The sequence below is a fragment of the Streptomyces sp. NPDC051364 genome, from assembly GCF_040682115.1.
GTDB lineage: Bacteria > Actinomycetota > Actinomycetes > Streptomycetales > Streptomycetaceae > Streptomyces.
Genome location: NZ_JBFBAH010000016.1, coordinates 78,524 through 97,754 on the forward strand (window position 1 = coordinate 78,524; position 19,231 = coordinate 97,754).

18 protein-coding genes and 3 pseudogenes are annotated in these 19,231 nt (G+C 71.9%); 12 read left to right on the forward strand and 9 right to left on the reverse strand.

Annotated features, from left to right (window positions below; genetic code table 11):
* Window positions 1-115: 115 nt before the first annotated feature.
* On the forward strand, window positions 116-559 hold the full coding sequence (locus AB0M76_RS28365) for a MarR family transcriptional regulator (protein WP_365955560.1): 444 nt from the start codon (window positions 116-118) through the stop codon (window positions 557-559).
* A 111-nt stretch (window positions 560-670) separates the two neighbouring features.
* Window positions 671-931, forward strand: coding sequence for a hypothetical protein (locus tag AB0M76_RS28370; protein ID WP_365955561.1), 261 nt, complete (start codon window positions 671-673; stop codon window positions 929-931).
* A 45-nt stretch (window positions 932-976) separates the two neighbouring features.
* Here the strand turns inward: AB0M76_RS28370 and AB0M76_RS28375 are convergent, their stop codons facing one another.
* From AB0M76_RS28375 to AB0M76_RS28390, 4 genes and pseudogenes are all read right to left on the reverse strand, one after another.
* On the reverse strand, window positions 977-1,459 hold the full coding sequence (locus AB0M76_RS28375) for a hypothetical protein (protein ID WP_365955562.1): 483 nt from the start codon (window positions 1,457-1,459) through the stop codon (window positions 977-979).
* Between the two features lie 151 nt (window positions 1,460-1,610).
* Window positions 1,611-1,811, reverse strand: a pseudogene (locus AB0M76_RS28380) (oleate hydratase); the annotation flags it as partial.
* Window positions 1,808-2,527 (reverse strand): hypothetical protein, encoded by a 720-nt coding sequence (locus AB0M76_RS28385; RefSeq protein WP_365955625.1) that lies wholly within the window; start codon window positions 2,525-2,527, stop codon window positions 1,808-1,810. The pseudogene AB0M76_RS28380 and the gene AB0M76_RS28385, both read right to left, overlap by 4 nt.
* 381 nt (window positions 2,528-2,908) lie before the next feature.
* Window positions 2,909-3,052 (reverse strand): annotated as a pseudogene (locus tag AB0M76_RS28390) (TetR family transcriptional regulator); the annotation flags it as partial.
* Window positions 3,053-3,056: 4 nt separating this feature from the next.
* Between AB0M76_RS28390 and AB0M76_RS28395 the strand changes: the two are divergent.
* Window positions 3,057-3,461 (forward strand): annotated as a pseudogene (locus tag AB0M76_RS28395) (cytosine permease); the annotation flags it as partial.
* A 22-nt stretch (window positions 3,462-3,483) separates the two neighbouring features.
* Here AB0M76_RS28395 and AB0M76_RS28400 read toward each other — a convergent pair.
* From AB0M76_RS28400 to nadE, 3 genes are all read right to left on the reverse strand, one after another.
* The gene (locus AB0M76_RS28400; RefSeq protein WP_365955563.1) at window positions 3,484-4,683 is read right to left on the reverse strand and encodes a serine hydrolase domain-containing protein; all 1,200 of its coding nucleotides are present in this window, start codon (window positions 4,681-4,683) and stop codon (window positions 3,484-3,486) included.
* A gap of 142 nt (window positions 4,684-4,825) precedes the next feature.
* A complete protein-coding gene (locus tag AB0M76_RS28405; protein ID WP_365955564.1) occupies window positions 4,826-5,050 on the reverse strand; it encodes a hypothetical protein in 225 nt (74 codons plus the stop codon).
* A gap of 32 nt (window positions 5,051-5,082) precedes the next feature.
* Window positions 5,083-5,913 (reverse strand): ammonia-dependent NAD(+) synthetase, encoded by an 831-nt coding sequence (gene nadE, locus AB0M76_RS28410; protein ID WP_365955565.1) that lies wholly within the window; start codon window positions 5,911-5,913, stop codon window positions 5,083-5,085.
* A gap of 236 nt (window positions 5,914-6,149) precedes the next feature.
* On the opposite strand from nadE, the gene AB0M76_RS28415 reads away from it, so the two are divergent.
* From AB0M76_RS28415 to AB0M76_RS28425, 3 genes are all read left to right on the forward strand, one after another.
* A complete protein-coding gene (locus AB0M76_RS28415; protein ID WP_365955566.1) occupies window positions 6,150-6,419 on the forward strand; it encodes a DUF1905 domain-containing protein in 270 nt (89 codons plus the stop codon).
* A gap of 40 nt (window positions 6,420-6,459) precedes the next feature.
* Window positions 6,460-7,194: a winged helix-turn-helix domain-containing protein gene (locus tag AB0M76_RS28420; protein ID WP_365955567.1), complete on the forward strand. Its 735-nt coding sequence runs from the start codon at window positions 6,460-6,462 to the stop codon at window positions 7,192-7,194.
* A 63-nt stretch (window positions 7,195-7,257) separates the two neighbouring features.
* Window positions 7,258-8,196: a DMT family transporter gene (locus tag AB0M76_RS28425; RefSeq protein ID WP_365955568.1), complete on the forward strand. Its 939-nt coding sequence runs from the start codon at window positions 7,258-7,260 to the stop codon at window positions 8,194-8,196.
* A 60-nt stretch (window positions 8,197-8,256) separates the two neighbouring features.
* On the opposite strand, the gene AB0M76_RS28430 is transcribed toward AB0M76_RS28425, so the two are convergent.
* Window positions 8,257-8,988, reverse strand: coding sequence for a WHG domain-containing protein (locus AB0M76_RS28430; RefSeq protein ID WP_365955569.1), 732 nt, complete (start codon window positions 8,986-8,988; stop codon window positions 8,257-8,259).
* A gap of 226 nt (window positions 8,989-9,214) precedes the next feature.
* Here AB0M76_RS28430 and AB0M76_RS28435 point away from each other — a divergent pair, with 226 nt between their 5' ends.
* Entirely contained in the window at window positions 9,215-10,105 is an 891-nt protein-coding gene (locus tag AB0M76_RS28435) for a TauD/TfdA family dioxygenase (RefSeq protein ID WP_365955570.1), read from the forward strand.
* Between the two features lie 37 nt (window positions 10,106-10,142).
* On the opposite strand, the gene AB0M76_RS28440 is transcribed toward AB0M76_RS28435, so the two are convergent.
* Entirely contained in the window at window positions 10,143-11,459 is a 1,317-nt protein-coding gene (locus tag AB0M76_RS28440; protein ID WP_365955571.1) for an FAD-binding oxidoreductase, read from the reverse strand.
* Between the two features lie 452 nt (window positions 11,460-11,911).
* On the opposite strand from AB0M76_RS28440, the gene argG reads away from it, so the two are divergent.
* From argG to AB0M76_RS28465, 5 genes are all read left to right on the forward strand, one after another.
* Window positions 11,912-13,360, forward strand: coding sequence for an argininosuccinate synthase (argG, locus tag AB0M76_RS28445; RefSeq protein WP_365955572.1), 1,449 nt, complete (start codon window positions 11,912-11,914; stop codon window positions 13,358-13,360).
* Between the two features lie 107 nt (window positions 13,361-13,467).
* On the forward strand, window positions 13,468-14,643 hold the full coding sequence (locus AB0M76_RS28450) for an epoxide hydrolase (protein WP_365955573.1): 1,176 nt from the start codon (window positions 13,468-13,470) through the stop codon (window positions 14,641-14,643).
* Between the two features lie 119 nt (window positions 14,644-14,762).
* Complete coding sequence (locus AB0M76_RS28455) at window positions 14,763-15,086, forward strand: hypothetical protein (protein WP_365955574.1); 324 nt, start codon at window positions 14,763-14,765, stop codon at window positions 15,084-15,086.
* Between the two features lie 4 nt (window positions 15,087-15,090).
* Window positions 15,091-17,805: a substrate-binding domain-containing protein gene (locus AB0M76_RS28460; RefSeq protein ID WP_365955575.1), complete on the forward strand. Its 2,715-nt coding sequence runs from the start codon at window positions 15,091-15,093 to the stop codon at window positions 17,803-17,805.
* Entirely contained in the window at window positions 17,802-19,229 is a 1,428-nt protein-coding gene (locus tag AB0M76_RS28465) for an extracellular solute-binding protein (protein WP_365955576.1), read from the forward strand. Before AB0M76_RS28460 ends, AB0M76_RS28465 begins: the two co-directional genes overlap by 4 nt.
* Window positions 19,230-19,231: the final 2 nt, after the last annotated feature.

A 19,231-nucleotide genomic window follows, 5' to 3' on the forward strand; every position in this document is an offset into this window, starting at 1 on the left:
CGGATCAAGAGGGTTCCGGCGCTGCCGTGCGCCTAGAATCGACAGGTACTTGACGTTCTGGCCATCGTGGCAAACTCGTCAAGTTCCTGTCAATCAAGAGTTTGGAGGTCACCTCGTGGGCGAGAAGAGCCACGACCGAGTGCTGAGTTTCCTGGTCCGCCACACGTGGCTCGGCATGCGGGCGGCGATCGGGGCCGAGCTGGAGGAATTCGGCCTCACCGTGCCGCAGTTCGCGACCCTGATGATGGTCAAGGAGTCGCCGGGCGTGTCGGTGGCCCAGCTGGCCCGCTCGGTCGGGAGCACCCGCCAGGCCGCCAACGAGATGCTCGCGGCGCTGGAACGCGACGGCCTGATCACCCGCTCTCCCCACCCCACCGACCGCAGGACGCACCAGCTGCACCTCACCGATCGCGGCGAGACCCGCTACGAGGCCGCACTGCCGGCCGTCCAGCGACGGGAGGCCGCGCTCGAGGCGGGACTGACGCCGCAGCAGCGCGAGGCGGCCGTCGCCTGGATGTCGGCTATCGCCGTTGCATGCCATGAGCCTTGGGCGAAGTGACCGCCAAGTGACCGCGGGCCGGCCGCTGTCCGACCCCTGCCCACTGAGCCGGCCGGGGGAGGGGGAGTCACGGCGGGGGCGGCCTGTCGTTTCCCGGATATGACTGATCTCATGGTCCAGATCCCGGCCGACTGGCTGGCCCGGGTGTTCCTTTCGCTCCGTCGCGGCTCGTCGGAGGACGCCCAGGTGTCGGCTGAGGAGCTGCAGCCGTTCACCGAGAAACCCGGTCAGCGGATCCCCGTACCGCGGGCGACGGTCCTGCGCACCGAACTGGCGCTGCGGGGAGAGCTCGAGCGTGCCCAGGAAGAGGAGCGGCGGGCACGGCTGTTAGAGGAGGCCGACTACCTGATCAGTGCCCGCCTCGGCGGATAGCGTCCCGCCGGTTGCCGTGGCACGGCTCGCTGCACCGCTGCCCGTTCAGTACACGAGCTTGTACGTGACGTCCTTGGGGGCGGGGGACGGCGCGGTGTGGGGGTAGAAGAGCCGGATGGTCGTGAAGCGCTGGATGTCGGGGTGTCCGGGCCAGGGTTCCGGCTTGCTCAGGGTCACCGTGACCGGGTACGCGTGAAAACGGCCGGCCGCGCAATAGGGCTTGCAGTCGTTCACCATGTCGGTGCCGGTGGCCGTCGCCTTCCGCGGACCCCAGGTGTCCCAGTTCAGCCGGACGAGGCGGTTGTTTCCATCGCCGCAGGCCAGCAGGTACTCCTCGGGGCGTACCTGGGCCTCGGAGAAGCAGTCCACGACCACGACCGGTTCGGGATCCGGTTCCGGGGCGGCCCGGGTCTGCGCGGAGGCGGGCACGGCGCCCACCACGAGGGCCGCAGCCGCGCACAGCAGCGTGGCCGTCCGCACCCGGGCTCGGCGTGCAGCAGCGAGCCCGCCGTCTCCTGAAACGTCCACGGGACCTCCTCGGGTCATCCGTCTGCCGTAGGTGCTGCACCCGTCCCCAGCTTCCCCCATCCGGGCGTACCCCGCACCCGCTGCGGCGGGGGGCGCCGTCCGTCGGCCCTCCGGCCCGGTCCCGGAGAGCCGGGGCCGGGCAAAGAGCGGGTCACCGCCGGTGGAGTGTCTCGAGGGCCTCGACGAGGACCTCGGGGCGGTGCTGTGCTGCCCCTTGTGGACCGGTGGTGGCTGCCTGTCGAGGCCGAGCAGGGTGGCCACCACCGGTCCAGGCGGTGCGTACGGAGTACTCGACGGTGAACACCACGTCGTCGGGGACCTCCGCGTACTGGCCGATGAAGGCGAGGTTCAGGAAACTCCGTACCACTGGCTGGCCCAGCCGGTGTTGATCGTGCTCGTGGACTGCTCGGCGAGATTCAGCGTGGCCGGCAGGGAGGTCTGGCCGGTCAGGACCGTGCTGTAGCGGAGGTTCGGCGGGGTCAGGCCTGCGTTGACCGAGATCCCGGCGCCCGTGGATTTGAGGGTGAGGGCGTTGGCGGCCCAGTTGCCGTTGAGGAGGAGGGCGACGAAGTACGTACCGGGGGCGGCGGTGAACGGCTTGGCCAGCGGCAGAGGCTTGGCGATCGCGTCGGTCATCAGCTGCGGCGAGATGTCCGCGGTGGACGCGCGCAGCGCCCCGGTGGCGTCGTAGACACCGAGGTAGGACTGGGAGAGCTGGGCGCTCGGATCGATGCCGGCCAGCCCCAGCCAGATGTTGGACCAGGTGATCTGCTCGCGCAGCACGATCCGTACGAGGGTGACCCGTCCGCCTACCCCGGCGGCGGACTGGGCGGTGACGTGCCCGGCATCGTTGGGGTCGCCGGTCCAGGCCAGGAGGTTCTGGTCCTGGGGCCGGGGCCCCTCGTAGCCGGAACCGTTGCCCGGCGCGGCGGGAGCAGGAGCGGTGGCGACCGCGCTGCTCGGCTTCTCCTTCGGGCTCCCACCGGGCGAGGTGCAGCCGGCCAGGACGAGCAACGCCGCGAGTGTGGCGGCGATGCCGGTCGAGACGGTGGTGGTACGGGTGCGCATGGTCCCCCCATGAGGTGCGGATGTGCCAAAGGGGCCATGGTCACACGGGCACGCGCCCGCCCCCCGCGCGAGGTCCCGTAGCGGAGGGACGACGGCCCTGCGGGATGCCTCACACACCCGGGTCGCGGTGGGTGGGGCGGCCGTCGAGGACGGTGAACAGGACCGGGAACTCGGGGAGGTCGATGGCAGGGGTGGTGAGCGGGTTGTCGGCGAGGACGGTGAGATCGCGCGCCGGCCGACGGTGAGCCGGCCGGCCTCGTGCTCCTCCGCCGCCGCGTAGGCGGCGTTCACCGTGATGGCGCGGAGGGCCTCCAGGGCGGTCGCGTGCAAAGTACCGGGCCAGATGCCGCGCCGCCTGGGGGAGCTGCCCGCGGGCAGCGCGGCCGGCAGCAGGACGTCCGGTTCGGCGCCGACCGCACTGCCGAACGCCTCCGCCACCAGATCCTCCACCGTGGGGAAGTAATGGCTGATCAGGCCCGGTCTCACCGCCAGCTCATGGGCGATCCGGCGCAGGGTTACGCACTCCGTCGCGGTCGCCCTGACGCTGTACGGGCCGCTGGCGTCCGGCCTCCTCGACACCGTCAGCAACGCCCTCCAGCTGATCGTCGTCCTGATCGGCCCCCTCATGGCCGTCTACGCCACGGACATCGTGCTGCGCCGGGGCCGCTACGACGGCCTCGCACTCTGCGACGAGACTCCTCGGAGCCCGTTCTGGTACACCGGCGGGGTCAACTGGGCGGGCGCCCTCGCGCACTGCGCGGGCGTCGCGACGGCCGCCCTCTCCGGCAACACCCTCTACACGGGCCCGATCGCGAGCCTCCTGGGCGGTGTGGACCTCTCCCTGCCCGTCGGCATGGTCGTGGCCGCCTCCCTCTACGCCGTCACGATGCGCAACTCCGCCACGGTGCGCGCCGCGAGGGCGGCGGGCGAGTGAGCATGCCCAGGCCGTCCGGGGACTACTTCGGCGGGGCGGTCACCGGCGCGGGCCAGAGATGGTCGGGGGTCACGATGGAGGTGACCGCGTTCCCGATCATGCTGGACAGGTTCTTGCCCTGGTAGTCCATGTCGCTGTTGACGAGCACGACCAGGGTGGCCTTCTCGGCGGGCAGCTGGACGGCGATGGTCTCGTAGCCGGGCAGCTCCCCGTTGTGGCCGAGCCAGCCGTTGAAGTTCAGGATGCCGAGGCCGTACGAGGCGCCGGGGACGACCCCGACCGGGAGCGTCCGGAGCCGTTCGGCCTGCGTCTTCTTGGTCAGCAGCCGGCCGTCGGCCAGCGCCGGCGCCCAGGTGTGAAGGTCGTCGAGGTCGGAGATCATTGCGCCGGCGGCCCAGGCCCAGGAGGGATTCCAGTTGGTGGCGTCGGCGACGGTGCCCTTCGGCGTGAAGTCGGTGTACCCGTGGGCGTGCGGGTCGGGCATGGCGCTGTCGGTGGGCAGCGAGGTGTCGTTCAGCTTCAGCGGCGCTGTCACGTGATCCCGGAGGTAGTCCCCGAGGCTCTGCCCGCTGACCTTCTCGACCAGCATCCCGAGCAGGATGGTGTTGGTGTTGCTGTACTCCCACTTGGCGCCGGGCTTGAAGTTCGGGGGATGGCGGAAGGCGACGTCCAGGAGCTGCCGCCGGGTGTACGTGCGGTGCGGGTCGGCGCGCAGCTTCGTCAGCCACTTCTCGTCCTTGGTGTAGTCGAAGAGGCCGCTGCGCATTTCGGCCAGCTGGCGCAGGGTGACGGCGTCCCCACCGGGGACGCCGGAGACGTACCGGGAGATGGGGTCGTCGAGTCCGACCTTGCCCTGGTCGACGAGCTGGAGGACGCCGGTGACGGTAAAGGTCTTGGTGACGCTGCCGATCCTCGAGTAGAGGTCGGACTTCATGGGCGTGCCGGTCTTCTTGTCCGCGACGCCGAAGGACTTCGCGTACACGCCGCGGCCGGGTATCCACAGGCCGATGTTGAGGCCCGGCATGGCCGTCTGCTTCATAATCTTCGCGATCGCCGCGTCCAGCTTCTGCACGGTGGCGGGATCGAAGTTCTCGCGTACGGAGCCGGCGGCCGGCCGGTCGGGGCCGGTGCCCGCACACAGGGAGGCCAGGAGAACCACCACCGCGGCGGGTACGGCCGTCCGGTGGGTCCGGCGCCCTCGGAGCGGGCGGTACCTGCCCATGATCGGTCACCTTGCCCAGGGTCGATCGGACGACGGTCCCCGAGCCCCCGAGGTGCTCCCACCATCGTAGGAGCGCCGTACCCCAGCGCGCGACCTCCGCCTTCCCTAGTGCCGCGTCAGGCGACGTTCGCCCCGAGGCCGCTTAGCTCCGTTGCCAGTAGCTGCACGAGGCCGCGGTGGGAGCCACCTCGCCGCTCTGGGTGGTGGGGCAGGGGACCGGCGCGTCACTCGGTGACGGGGCGCGTTCCCACCGCTTCGGCCCCTGCGTGGGGCTCGTCGCGTCGTCGAGGTACAGCGTGTACGCGCCGCCGGTCAGTACGACGGCGACCCAGCCCGCCACCACCCAGCGCCAGACCCTTCGCGGCACAGCTGCCCCCTCTGTCCCGGCCAGGCGTTTCGTTACGGCGCGATCGGGAGCTGGCGCTTGTGCTCGGTCTGGCGGTAGCGGCCGACGATCGTGTCGAAGGCGCGCTCGTCGACCGGCTTGCCCTCCAGGAAGTCGTCGATGTCGTCGTACGTGACACCGAGGGCGTCCTCGTCGGCCTTGCCCGGGTCCAGGGTCTCCAGGTCCGCCGTGGGGGTCTTCCAGACCAGCTCTACGGGGGCTCCCAGGACGTCGGCCACGGCGCGTACCCGGCGCTTGGTCAGGCCGGTCAGGGGGACCAGGTCGGCCGCGCCGTCGCCGAACTTGGTGAAGAAGCCGGAGACGGCCTCCGCCGCGTGGTCGCTGCCGACGACCAGGCCGTCGTGGGCGCCGGCCACCGCGTACTGGGCGATCATGCGCTGGCGGGCCTTGATGTTGCCCTGCACGAAGTCCTGGTGGTGGGCGTCCCGGAAGACGGTGCCACCGGCGACGGCGGCCTCCAGCGCGGCGTCGCTGGCGGGCTTGACGTCCACCGTCAGCACCCGGTCCGCCTTGATGAAGCCGAGGGCGAGCTGCGCGTCCTGCTCGTCGGCCTGGACCCCGTACGGCAGCCGCATCGCGTAGAACGTCGCGTCGTGGCCGCTCTCCCGGGCCCGCTCCACGGCGAGCTGGCAGAGCCGTCCGGCCGTGGTGGAGTCCACGCCGCCGCTGATCCCGAGCACCAGGGAGCGCAGGCCGGTGGAGGTGAGCCGCTCCGCCAGGAAGGCCACCCGGCGCTCGATCTCCCCGTGTGCGTCGAAAGTCTCCGGCACCTGGAGTTCCCGGGCGATCTCCTGCTGCAGAACGGTGGACGCCGGCCGGCTCACGGCTGCTCCTCGTGGTCGATGGTTGATCGTCGTGCGCTGTCCCGCCGACCCTAGTCGAAGCGTCCGGCCCGCCGTCAGTCGGCTGCCGCCTCGGCCGCCGGATCGTAGGGGCCGGGGGCCGAACGCACGACCGGCGAAAGGATCACGGGCATCCGCGATGAGTTCCGGCGCCCGCCGCTGTCTACCGGGGACAGGAGGCATCAGCGCCCTCCCCGTGACGCCGGAGGCGATCCGCCATGGACCATCAGTTCACCGCCACCCTGCAGAAGAGCCCGGAGAAGGGCGGCTGGACCTATGTCATCTGGCCCGGGTCGGCCGAGTTCTTCGGCACGCGAGGCCTGGTCAAGGTCCGCGGGACGATCGACGGGCACCCGTTCCGGAGCTCCTTCATGGCCCTGGGCGACGGCAGGCACAAGCTGCCGGTGACCGCCGAGACCCGCAGGGCGATCGGAAAGGAGGAGGGCGACCCCGTCACGGTCCGACTGCTGGAGCGGATCAACGCCTGATCATTCGCTGTTCACCGAATGCTTGGGGCATCCTGGGAGCATGAATGCCTTGCATGCCGGGACGCCGGCGGACGGTGTCGCCCCCGCGGCGCGCCTGGCCGCCTTCGCCGCAGCCTTGGCCGACGAAACCCGCGCCGCCATCTGTATGACGCTGCTCGAGGGACGTGCCTGGACCGCGGGTGAGCTGGCCCGGATCACCGCGGTCGCGCCGTCGACCGTGAGCGGCCATCTGACACGCCTGCTCGATGCGGGCATCTGCGTCACCGAGCGGCAGGGCCGCCACAGCTACGTGCGGATCGCCGACGCCGCGACGGCCCGTCTCGTCGACGAGCTGGCCTCGTACGCGATCCCGGACCGGGATGCGGCGCACGCGGTGCCGGTCGTGGCTGCGCCTGACCCGCTCGCCCGCGCCCGCACGTGCTACGACCATTTCGCCGGGCGGCTCGGGATGGCGGTGACCGACGCCATGGAACGGCGCGGGCTGCTCCGTACGGAAGGGGTCTTCGAGCTGACGGAGGCCGGGCACGAGTGGTGTGCCGGGGCCGGCGTCAGCCTCGTCCGCGAGGGGCGCAGACCGCTGGCGAGTTCCTGCCTGGACTGGACCGAGCGGCGCCGCCACCTGGGAGGCCTGGCCGGGGCGAGGCTGTGCGCGCGGGCGCTCGGCGAGGAGTGGGTGGTGCGGCCGGAGGCCGGCGGGCGGGGGCTGGAGGTGACCGAGGCCGGGGAACGGGCCTTCGGCGACCTGCTGGGGATCGGCCCGGAGGCCTGGAGCTGAACCGAAACGTTCCGCGCAATATTTCGGTGGACGCCGAAGTGTTGTGCTCGTAGGGTGGGGCTCATGACGTTCCACCTGCGCTCGATTCCGCCCGCCGTCCTCACGATCGCCGCCGTCTCGTTCACCGTGTTCGCCTGGGCGTCGGCCTTCGTGTCCATCCGCAGCGCGGGCGACGCGTACTCACCCGGGGCCCTGGCCCTCGGCAGGCTGCTGGCCGCCTCGCTGGTGCTCGCCGCCCTGCTCCTGATCCGCCGCCAAGGCCTGCCGCCGCGCGGAGCCCGGCGCGGAATCCTGATCTCCGGACTGGTGTGGTTCTGCGGCTACACGGTCGCGCTGAACTGGGGCGAAAGGCTGGTCGACGCGGGTACGGCCGCCCTGCTCGTGAACACCGGGCCCATCCTCATGGCCCTGCTCGCGGCCCGCCTGCTCGGCGAGGCGCTGCCGCCGCGGCTGCTGGCCGGCATGGCCGTCTCCTTCGTCGGGGCGGTGGTCGTCGGCCTGTCCATGTCGTCCGGCGGCGACGGCTCGACCTCGGTGCTCGGGGTCGTTCTGTGCCTGCTCGCGGCGGTGGCCTACGCCAGCGGCGTCATCGCGCAGAAGCCCGCGCTGTCCTTCGGGACGCCCCTGCAGATCACCGCCTACAGCTGCCTGACCGGAACCGTGGCCTGCCTGCCGTTCGCGGGGCAGCTGGTCGCGGAACTGCCGAGGGCGCCGGTGTCCGCGACCCTCAACATGGTCTACCTGGGCGTCGTGCCGACCGCCCTCGCCTTCACCACGTGGACCTACGCCCTGGCGCGCATGCCCGCCGGGAAGCTGGGCGCGACGACCTATGCCGTCCCGGCCATCGTCGTACTGCTGAGCTGGGCCCTCCTGGGCGAGGTCCCCGCCTGGCTGACCCTGCTCGGTGGGGTGCTGTGCCTGGCCGGCGTGGCGGTGTCCCGCTACCGGCCGCGTACCCCGGCGGACGCCGCGGCCAGTGTGCAGACTTCCGGCACCCGGTGACGTCCGGGACGGCGCAGGACAACGCGTGCGACGGGGCGAACGTTGCCTGACGCGGCCTAGCTAGTTGGCGGGGGTGTTCTCCTCCAGAGGGACCGTCAGGCCTATGCCTTCGGCTGCCACGGCGATGGCGAAGTCGAAGTACGCGGACTCGTCCCGGACGCTGTCGTGGGTGCGGCTGAAGACCTGGAACACCAGCAGCCCGATCAGATTGCTCCACAGCACGATGCCGCGCTCGATGAGGTCAGAGAACGGGGCCTCGGGCACACCGCCGAAAAGCTCCACGGCCTCCGGCCGGAGCAGCGGGGGCCCGGGCACCGTCCGCCGGGGCGGGGTGAGTTCACCGGCCGCCAGCGCGGAACGTACGATGCCGGCCAGCACGGCGGGGGTGCGCGAGGCGGCCGGGACGGTGTCCTGCGGGGCGTGGTAACCCGGGACGGGGGAGCCGTAGATCAGCGTGAATTCGGCGGAGTGGTCGAAGGACCACTTCCGCAGTGCGCGGGTCACCGCGAGGAGACGCGCGCCGGCCGTCGCACCGGCGGCGCCTGCGGCCTGGTCGGCCTGCTCCATCGCGGCGGCGGAGTCGTTGTAGGCGTCGATGACCAGTGCGGTCAGCAGGTCGTCCCGATGCGGGAACACGCCTGCCACGTCGCCGACGGCAAGACCGCTGCCCTCGGCAACGGCATCCAGGGACAGCCCTGCGGCGCCCGGTTTCACCAGCAGTTGGCGCGCGGTGGCCTTGATGACCGCCGACTGCGTGGAGTTCTCATCGGTAGCGCTCGTGGAAAGATCCATGGCCAAACCGTACCTGTCGGCCACCACGCTACTGCTCCGCAGCCCAGGCCCATCGCCGATACGAGCGGGCCGTCGTGGCCCAGGCGCCTGCGCATCCGATCCTCCGTTCCCGCGTTCCTCCCCCGTCTCCGGCAACGCTGCGCGCGGCAGGCGGTCCTCCCGGCGATTGTCCCCGACTCCTAAGCTCCGCGCGGGAGTTGGCGCGGCCGGCAGGAGGATGGTGCTCATGTCCCGAGGTGTCATGGACGGCTGGGTGCGCGAGAGCTTCGCCTCCTCCCGGGACTTCCGTCTCCCCTACGTGTGCGACCACGAGGCGCTCGCCCGCCGGGTGTGGGACGCGCTGCTCGACGGCCCCGGCTTCGCCCTGGTCACGGGCACGCCCCTCGCCACGATGAGCACGGGACAAGCCCAGGAGTTCGGCGTTTCGATGCTCCGGCACCCCGGGGAGCCGCTCCCGCAGGGCCGGGGCGCGGACACGGCCCTCGGGTGGCTGGTCAGGGACGAGGGCGTGTCGGCGCACACCGACGACCGCCGGTTCCACGAGGACGCCTACACGTCGAAGTCGCGCGGCTACCTGCACCTTCACAACGACCGGGCCGTGCGGCCCTTCGGCCAGGAACCCGACGTCATCGCCCTCTTCACCCACCGCAGGGCCCGGCAGGGCGGCGCGTCGGTGCTGGCGGACGGCTGGACGCTCTACCGCTTGGTCCGCGCGGAGTTCCCCGATCTGCTGGACCGGCTCAGCACCCCGTTCGCCTTCGACCGTCGTCATGTCACGCCCCCGGGGGAGTCTCCCGTGGTGTGGGCGCCGGTGTTCGAGCAGGCGGACGGCCGGATCCGGGTCCGGTGCAACGTCAAGCGGCTCGAGACCGGCGCGGACCTGGCCGGGGAACCTCTTCCGCCCGACAGGCGCGCCGCCCTTGACGCCCTGGGCCGCGTGCTGGCCCGTCCGGAGCTCCGCGTCACCGCGCTGCTCGAGGACGGCGACTGCCTCGTGATCGACGACCGGCGCGTCCTGCACGGCCGTACGTTCTACGAGGACCACGCCGACCCCGCCCGCCGGCGGTGCCTCGTACGCGTCATGCTCAGGCAGCATCCCTCCGAGCACACCGCCTGAGCACCGCGCGGCGAGCGGGCCGCCTCGCGCCGGCCGGCTACGTACCGATCGCCTGGGCGTACTGGAACAGCCCGCTGGGGTCGTACCGGCGTTTGACCTGGAGCAGGCGGGCGTAGTTGTCGCCGTAGTACGCCGACTGCCAGTCGCGCAGGTCCGGGTCGGGGAAGTTGACGTACGCGGCGCGGGTCTCCAGGTCGCGGGAGAGCGTACGGTGCAGGGCGCGGGTCCGGGCCAGCTGCTGCCGGACGCCGTCGTGTGTGGTGTCCGGCTTCCAGTGGGTGCCGATGTCGACGACGAACGTGGCGCCGCGGTGCGGGTAGGCGGTCTCGCCCGGCTCCGGGAGGCCGCTGGCGCCACCCATCGCGAAGAGGGTGACGTAGCCGGCGTTGCCGGGCGCGCCCGGCTGCCAGTCGCGCACCCACTCGACCACCGACTCGACCGTCCCCGGGCTGAGCCACCGGTCCGGCACGAGGGATTTGGACGCGTAGTCGTCCGGCGCCCCGGGCTTTTCCAGCAGGTAGTCCTGCGCCGCCCAGAACCGGCGCTGCTCGATGAACTCACGCGTGGGCAGCAGTGCCAGTACCGGGGCGAAGATCCTTCGCAGCATCGTCTCGTCGCCCAGCAACTGGCCCAGCAGGACGACGGAGGCGGCCTGTCCGTCGCCGGCGTTCTTGAAGCCGATGCGCACGTCGAAGTCGCCCGCGTCGTCGTCGGCGAGGATCTCCTGCACCGCCGCGACCAGCCTGACCCCGGCCTCCAGACCGAAGGAGAGGTCGAAGACCGTGGCGATCCGGTCACCGACGTCGGTGGCATCGAAGACGAAGCCGGTGTTGATGCCGAAGTTGCCGCCGGCTCCGCCGCGGCAGGCCCAGTACAGGTCCGCGTTCTCGTCGTCCGCGGCGCGCACCAGGGTGCCGTCGGCCAGCACCACGCGGGTCTCCGCCAGCCGGTCGCAGGTCATGCCCCACTTGCGGTCGTTGAAGCCGAGACCGCCTCCCAGAGCCAGTCCGGCAACGCCCACACCGCCGCACCGGCCACCGGGGAAGTACAGGTTCGCCGACCTGGCCGCGTACACGTCCGAGTTGGTGGCGCCTCCGCCCAGCAGCAGCCGGGTGCCGCGGACGCCCACGCCGTTCATCCGGCGCAGGCTGATGAGCAGGCCCCGGGTGGTGGAGTACCCGGCGTAGTTGTGGCCGCCCGAGCGCGGCGCGAGGGGTACGCCGTGCGCCCCCGCCCAGCGGACCGCCGCCTGTACGTCGCCCGCCGTCGCGCAGGCCACGATGCCCGCCGGGAGCACATGGGCGTAGCGCAGGTTGTCCGGCGCCGCCAGCAGGCCGAAGGCCGAAGCCTTCACTGCCCGGCTGGTACAGACCGGCCGCCGGGCTGAGGCTACGGCGCAGCTGCCGCCAGGCCCCTGACTCCGGTGGGGACCCGCCGGCGACGCCGCCCGGCCGGCGCGGCACATGCGTGACGGCAGCGGCTGCGGCACCGTGCGCGCCGGTCAGACCGCCGGCCAGGGCGACCGCCGCCGCCCCGGCTCCCCACCGCAGAACATCCCGGCGTCCCGCCATCGTGCAGTTCCTCTCCTCGTACGGGAGCAGTACGCGGTGGCCGTCCGGGCTCCGCCGTGCTCGCGATCTCGCGGCGATCATGCTCCCGGCCCGCCCGCCGCATGGCCTGCGCCGCTCCGGTGGAGCGGGAGTGCACCCGCACGAAGGAGCCGGTTACCCGGGCCGGATGGCCGATCGGCGGGCGGAGGACCGGGGCGCGTTTGCATAGACATGCGTTTAAGTGCATACTCTTCCCATGTCTAAGGTTCTCACCTCCCTTCCCGCCGGCGAGCGCGTCGGCATCGCCTTCTCGGGCGGCCTCGACACTTCCGTCGCGGTCGCGTGGATGCGCGACAAGGGTGCCGTCCCGTGCACCTACACGGCCGACATCGGCCAGTACGACGAGCCCGACATCGCGTCGGTGCCCGGCCGTGCGAAGGCCTACGGTGCCGAGATCGCGCGCCTGGTCGACTGCCGGGCGGCGCTGGTGGAGGAGGGCCTGGCCGCGCTCGCGTGCGGCGCGTTCCACATCCGCTCGGGCGGCCGCGCCTACTTCAACACCACGCCGCTCGGCCGCGCCGTCACCGGCACCCTGCTGGTCCGGGCGATGCTCGAGGACGACGTCCAGATCTGGGGCGACGGCTCGACGTTCAAGGGCAACGACATCGAGCGGTTCTACCGCTACGGCCTGCTCGCCAATCCCCACCTGCGCATCTACAAGCCGTGGCTCGACGCGGACTTCGTCCACGAGCTCGGCGGCCGCAAGGAGATGTCGGAGTGGCTGGTCGCCCACGGGCTGCCGTACCGCGACAGCGCCGAGAAGGCGTACTCGACCGACGCCAACATCTGGGGCGCCACCCACGAGGCCAAGACGCTGGAGCACCTCGACACCGGCGTGGAGACCGTGCAGCCGATCATGGGCGTGCGGTTCTGGGACCCGTCGGTCGAGATCGCCGCCGAGGACGTGACGATCGGCTTCGACCAGGGCCGCCCGGTGACGATCAACGGCAAGGAGTTCCACTCCCCGGTCGACCTGGTGATGGAGGCCAACGCCATCGGCGGCCGCCACGGCATGGGCATGTCCGACCAGATCGAGAACCGGATCATCGAGGCGAAGAGCCGCGGCATCTACGAGGCGCCCGGCATGGCGCTCCTGCACGCAGCGTACGAGCGCCTCGTCAACGCGATCCACAACGAGGACACCCTCGCCCACTACCACAACGAGGGACGGCGCCTCGGCCGGCTGATGTACGAGGGCCGCTGGCTGGACCCGCAGGCCCTGATGGTCCGCGAGTCGCTGCAGCGCTGGGTCGGCTCGGCGGTCACCGGCGAGGTGACGTTGCGGCTGCGGCGCGGTGAGGACTACTCGATCCTGAACACCACCGGCCCCGCCTTCAGCTACCACCCGGACAAGCTGTCGATGGAGCGCACCGAGGACTCGGCGTTCGGCCCGGTGGACCGGATCGGCCAGCTCACCATGCGCAACCTCGACATCGCCGACTCGCGCGCCAGGCTCGAGCAGTACGCCGGCCTCGGCATCGTCGGCACCGCCCACCCCGAGCTGGTCGGCGCCGCGCAGGCGGCGGCGACCGGGCTGATCGGGGCCATGCCCGAGGGCGGCGCCGAGGCCATCGCCTCCCGCGGCGAGGTCTCTGCCGAGGACGAGCTGCTGGACCGCGCCGCGATGGAGTCCGGCACCGACTGACCGGCTGACCGGCCCGCCGATCGGCCGATTGACCTGCTGTGCCGAACGAGCCGCCCCCGACGCCGCGTCGGGGGCGGCTCGTTCGGTGCGGCACTAGGATGCACTGCATGCCGGACGTCGCTCCCCGCCCCGAGCCGTTCACCCCGAAGACCGCCCCCGCGGCGCTCGAGGACCTCCGCGCGCGACTGCGCGCGACGCGCTGGCCTGATGCGCCCGAGGACGTCGGCTGGTCGTTCGGAACCGACCTCCGCTACCTGCGCGAGCTCGTCGCCTACTGGGCGGACGGGTTCGACTGGCCGGTGCAGGAGGCGGCGCTGGCCCGCTTCCCCCACTTCCGCGTCCCGCTCGGCGGCCTCGGGATCCACTTCGTGCACGTCCGGGCCACCGCGCCGGCCGGCCCCGTGCTGCCGCTCGTACTCAGCCACGGCTGGCCGGACTCGTTCTGGCGCTACGCGAAGGTCATCCCGCTCCTCACCGACCCGGGCGCCCACGGCGCCGATCCCGCCGACGCGTTCGACGTGGTCGTGCCCGACATGCCGGGCTACGGGTACTCCGACCGCCCCACCGGCCCGCCCCTCGACTCCATCGCCGTCGCCGGCCTGTGGGCCGAGCTCATGGGCGTGCTCGGCTACGCGCGGTTCGGCGCGGCCGGCGGGGACATGGGCAGCCACGTGAGCCGCTACCTCGCGCTCGACCACCCCGACCGGGTCGTGGCCGTCCACCGCACCGACGCGGGGCTGCCCCTCTTCACCGGCGACCCGGCGGACCTCGCGCCCGAGGAGCGTGCCTGGCTCGAGGGCGCCGCAGCCTGGGGCGCGACCGAAGGCGCGTACGCCGCATTGCAGCGTACGAAGCCGCAGACCGCCGCGTTCGGGCTCACGGACTCGCCGGCCGGGCTCGCCGCGTGGATCGTCGAGAAGCTCCGGGCGTGGAGCGACTGCGACGGCGACATCGAGCAGAGCTTCACGAAGGACGAGATCCTCACGAACGTCACGCTCTACTGGCTGACGGGGACGATCGGCTCGTCGATGCGCATGTACCGGGCGAACGCCGCGATCCCGCCCGCGCAGCACGCCCGCCGGGTCGAGGTGCCGTCCGGCTTCTCGCTCTTCCACGGCGACGTCGTCCGCCCACCGCGCGCATGGCTGGAGCGTACGACGAACCTGGTGCGCGTGACCGAGCCCGCACGCGGCGGGCACTTCGCACCGTTCGAGGAGCCCGAGCTCTACGCAGCGGAACTGCGTGAGTTCTTCCGCCCTTATCGGGCGGCGACGGGCGGCTGAAGGCGCCGGCGCCGTGGCGTGATCCCGTTCGTGACCAAAGGGTGCCCCTCTGTACAACTCGCATGTCATGATGCTGAGTTGTGGCTGAGGGGGAGGCTATGGCGAATAAGGCTATCCGCGTGCGCCTGACACAGGGTGCGAGCGAGAGCGACATCGGGGCGCTGAAGGCGTGGCTCGAGCGGGAGCAGAAGCTCGAAAGGCACAGGAACGACGGCGTGCTGGAGATCCACGTGCGCGCCGGGACGGAGGACGGGCCCGGCAGCCCGATGGGAACCGGGATGGAGATCACGCTGGTGCTGATCGGAGCAGCCGCCTCCAAATTATTCGACGAAGTGTTCGAGCAGGTGAAGAGCGGGGTCCGCGCGTGGCGGGAGAACCGCCGATCCGTGGAACGCGGCGAACCCCCGGAGGTCGAGGTCGCGCCGGAGAGCGACGGGAGGTAGTCCGGTGGCGCGCTTCGACCCGCGAGGGAAAGTGAACCGGGCGCTGCTCGTCGGAGTCCCCGAGTACGACTTCAAGCAGCCCGAGCACCCCTTCGGAGTGTCGGGTGACCTCGGTGCGGTCGAGCACAACCTCGCCGGACTGGAACAGGCGCTCCGCGAGGGCGGTGTGTTCGCCGAGGGCGGGATCACCGTCACCCGACCGCACACCGTGGACGAGTTCGACCAGCAGCTGGACGCCGCGGTCGACGCGGCCGAGGGGCTGCTCCTGCTCTACTTCTCCGGCCACGGCGCCGTGCCCAGTACGGGGGACGAGCTCTGGCTGCTGATGCGGAGGGCGACGATCGTCCCGGGCGACGAGTCCGTGTTCCGCGGAGCCACGCCCTGGAAGGGCGTTCTCACCGTGCTGTCCCGCGCCCGGGCGGAGCAGGTGGTCGTCATCCTCGACTGCTGCTACGCGGGTAACGCCTCGGCGGCATGGAACGCGCTCGGCACCGCCCAGCGGCAGCGGACCTCGCTGCTGATGAGCGTCCAGGCCAACAACCGCATCGACGCGGGCGACGGTAGCTCGCCGACGCCGTACACCGCCCAACTCGTGAGCTTCCTGCGCGAGGGCCTTTCCGGGCAGGGCGGCGAAGTCGGCTTCGCCGAACTGGCCCAAAAGCTGTGGGCCCACATGTTCGAGCACCACGAGACGCTGCGCGAGCCCGCCGAGAAGTGGGAGCCGCAGAGCCGCGCGGCCGCCTCGGGCGCCGACGTGCTGCTCGCAGCCGCTCCCGTCCGCTCGCCGGACGCGTCGCCGTGGCAGGAACTCGACTCGGCCCCGGGCGGGTCCGGCGGCGGGCCGACTTCGCCGCAACCGCCTGGCTCCGGCCCCGGCTCCGGCCCTGGCCCCGGCCCCGGCCGAAGACCAGACAGGCTCGGCAGGCTCCGTCCCCTCACCGGCCGCAGACTCGCGGCAGCCATCGGCGTGCCCGCGGTGATCGTCGGACTCGTCGCCACCGGCATCGCCGCACTCGACGGAGGGGACGGCGCCCCCTGCAAGCCGCCGCTCGAACTCCGGCTGCTCACCGACCCCGACCTCGAGCCCACCGTCCGCAAGGCCGCGGAGGCGTACCTGACGTCGGCGGAGAACACGTCGGACGGCGGGTGCAGGCGCGCCGGCATCACCGTCTACAGCGCCGGAGCCGCTGCGGCGGCCGCCGCGTTCAACCGGCAGTCCGACCCGTGGCAGCGGCCGGTGGCCGACGACACCAACCCGCAGCGCGACATCGGCCCGCAGCCGGACATCTGGATCCCGGGCTCGTCCGCGAGCGTCGACCGGGCCCGCACTGCGTCCAGCGAGCGGACCTATGTCGCGCTGGAGGCAGATCCCGAGCCCTTCGCGTACTCGCCGGTCGTACTCGCCGTACCGCAGGACCCGGCGGCGGAGCCGGTCGCCGAGCGGGTGGGCGCGCTCGCGGCTTTGACCGACGCGCTCAGGAAGCGCCAGCCGACGTCCGAAATACGGCGTACGGACCCGGAGAACACCGACGCCGCCTTGCTCGCGACCGTTGGCCTCTACGGCGCAGGAGCGCAGAATCCGGCCGCCGCCGAACAGGGCGTGGCCCAGCCGGGACCGCCCGCGCGCACCGGCGGGGACCTCCTGTGCACCCTGCCCGACGACGACAACGCGGACAAGCGAACCACCGCGCTGATACCGGAGTTCCTGCTCAGAACCGGAGTGGGCTGCGACAGTACGATCCGGGTCCGCCGGATGGCCGAGTACCCCGTCGACGTTCCGGGCCTCAGCCCGACGTTCGTGCGAGTGCGCTGGCTGGGACCTGAACGGGACAAGGACGCGCGGGACAACGCCGCGGAGCGCTTCCACGCGTGGCTGACCGGCAAGGGGGCGGCCGCGAAGAACGAAGCGAAGACCTCGGCGTCCGCTGTCCGAGGCGGACTCGCCGTATTCGGCGATGACGGCTTCCGCAGTGCATCGGGTGCTCGCCGGCCCCTTGGCAACGGCACCGAACCGTCCGCCGGCAAAGGTGTCGTCTTCAGCAACTTCGGGGCCCTGGAAGACCCCGGCCCGCTCACCGGCCCCGCCCTGCCGGCCGCGATGACTGCGGCGCTGAAGGGCTACCGGGAGGCCAACGGGCCGGGCCGGGTGCTCTTCCTGCTCGACTCGTCCGGGTCCATGGGCAGCCTCTGGGAGGGCCCCGGCGGCGCCCCCGGCATCATCTCCCAGTCCCTTGCCGGGCTCGGCGGGCAGGACGAGTACGGCGTCTGGGCGGTTGCCACCGAGCCGAGCAACTCCCGCGCATACAGCGAAGTACTGTCGTTCGGCACGCACCGGCGTGCGGAGGCACAGGGCGCCATCGCCGCCAACGCCCAGGTCAAGGACCTGGAAGCCGATCCCGACAAGGCGCTGGTCGCGGCCCTGGACTACATGAGGCAGCGCGACGGCCGTGGTCCGCAGCTGATCGTCTACATCACGGACGACGAGGACAACAACCGGCTGGCCGAGGGCGGCCGGCTCGGCGCTCTGCTCCAGTCCGTGCGGGCGGAGCGGAGGATCCCGGTGGTCATGGCCTCCCTGGACAGCGCCGGCTGCGACAAGGGCAAACCGGACGCGGACGTCTCCGAGGCGAGCGGCGGCCGCTGCCTGGACACCAAGAGCGATCTCGTCGCGCGGCTGCGCGACGAGGTCGCGAGGACCGGAACGGGGGATCAAGGATGAGGCACGGGCCCTCAGGGCGCGCCGCGTCCGCACTGCTCCTCGCCGTGCTGCTCGCCGCAGGGTGCGACGCCGGCGGAGCCGCTGGAACCGGCGGCGGGCAGAGCGGCGCCACGGCCGCCGCCGACCAGCCCGGCGACATCGTGCTGGCCAGCGGCCGCGATGTGACCGGCAAGGGCGGCATCCGGCAGCAACTGATCGATGAGTGGAACAAGGAGCAGCAGGGCAAGGGCTCCGGCCACCGGGCCCGCCTGGTCGAGCTGCCCGGCTCGGCGGACCAGCAGCGCAGCCAGCTGCTCGGCGCCCTGCAGTCCGGCAGCGCCGAGTACGACGTGGTCAACCTCGACGTGACCTGGGTGCCGGAGTTCGCCGCTGCGGGTCTTGTCCAGCAGCTCCCCGAAAAGCTGGTCGACTCCGACGTCATCAAGTCCGTCGCCGCCACCGCCCGCTGGGGGGACAAGCTCTATGCGGTCCCCTTCAACAGTGACGTCGGGCTGCTGTTCTACCGCCGCGACTACCTGCGGAGCGCGGGCGTCACGGAGACCGACCTGAGCAAGGGCACCGGCGGCTGGCCCGTCGTACAGCAGCTGATCCGCGCCCTCGACGCGGCGCGCAAGAGACTGCCCGAGGCCTACGAGAAGGGCTGGACCTCGCAGCTCGACGCGTCGTACGAAGGACTCACCGTCAACGGCATCGAGGCCTTCGCCTCCGCTTCGGCCTCCGACGGATTCACCCTCACCGACAAGGAGGGCCGCTACGCCGGTTCCGTGGACGAACTGAAGGCGGGGCTGGACGAGCTGCGCAACCGCACCGAGGCGGCCTACACCCTGCCGGCCGCCGCGCAGTCCGACGAGGCGGACACGCTCACCGACTTCGCGGCCGGCCGGACCGGCTTCCTCCGCCACTGGCCGTACGCCTACCGCACGCTCCACCAGTCCCTGCCCGAAGACAAGCTCGGCGTGGCCCCGTTGCCCGGCCGGGCGGTGCTGGGCGGCCAGAACCTGGCCGTGGCCACGGGGTCGCAGCGGAGCATCGCCGCCACGCAGCTCGTCGAGTTCCTCACCAACAGGGAGAACGAACGCTGCCTGCTCGACGCGGGGTTCGCGGCCACCAGGATCTCCGCGTACGTGGACGACAAACTGCCCTGCAAGGTGGCGAAGCCACCCGGCCAGGCCACCGCAGCCCCGACGAGCGAACGCACCGACCACATGCCACGCGATGCGAACGGCCGCCCCGGGTACGCGCGCGGCACCCTGCTGCCCGCGCTGGAGAACGCCGTCCAGCGGCCGCGCACCCCGCTCTACGGCGCCTTCAGCCAGACGTTCACCGCCGAACTGGCCCGGCTCCAGGGCGACAAGCCGCCCCCCGACGCGCAACTCGCCCAAGACCTGCACAAAGACCTGATGAAGGCTCTGCCCCGGGGGTGACT

Coding starts and splice junctions, on each gene's coding strand:
- argG (WP_365955572.1), top strand. CDS start 11,912: ATGTCTAAGGTTCTCACCTCCCTTCCCGCCGGCGAGCGCGTCGGCATC.
- AB0M76_RS28425 (WP_365955568.1), top strand. CDS start 7,258: ATGACGTTCCACCTGCGCTCGATTCCGCCCGCCGTCCTCACGATCGCC.
- AB0M76_RS28435 (WP_365955570.1), top strand. CDS start 9,215: ATGTCCCGAGGTGTCATGGACGGCTGGGTGCGCGAGAGCTTCGCCTCC.
- AB0M76_RS28400 (WP_365955563.1), bottom strand. CDS start 4,683: ATGGGCAGGTACCGCCCGCTCCGAGGGCGCCGGACCCACCGGACGGCC.
- AB0M76_RS28450 (WP_365955573.1), top strand. CDS start 13,468: ATGCCGGACGTCGCTCCCCGCCCCGAGCCGTTCACCCCGAAGACCGCC.
- AB0M76_RS28430 (WP_365955569.1), bottom strand. CDS start 8,988: ATGGATCTTTCCACGAGCGCTACCGATGAGAACTCCACGCAGTCGGCG.
- AB0M76_RS28385 (WP_365955625.1), bottom strand. CDS start 2,527: ATGCGCACCCGTACCACCACCGTCTCGACCGGCATCGCCGCCACACTC.
- AB0M76_RS28415 (WP_365955566.1), top strand. CDS start 6,150: ATGGACCATCAGTTCACCGCCACCCTGCAGAAGAGCCCGGAGAAGGGC.
- AB0M76_RS28420 (WP_365955567.1), top strand. CDS start 6,460: ATGAATGCCTTGCATGCCGGGACGCCGGCGGACGGTGTCGCCCCCGCG.
- AB0M76_RS28370 (WP_365955561.1), top strand. CDS start 671: ATGGTCCAGATCCCGGCCGACTGGCTGGCCCGGGTGTTCCTTTCGCTC.
- AB0M76_RS28465 (WP_365955576.1), top strand. CDS start 17,802: ATGAGGCACGGGCCCTCAGGGCGCGCCGCGTCCGCACTGCTCCTCGCC.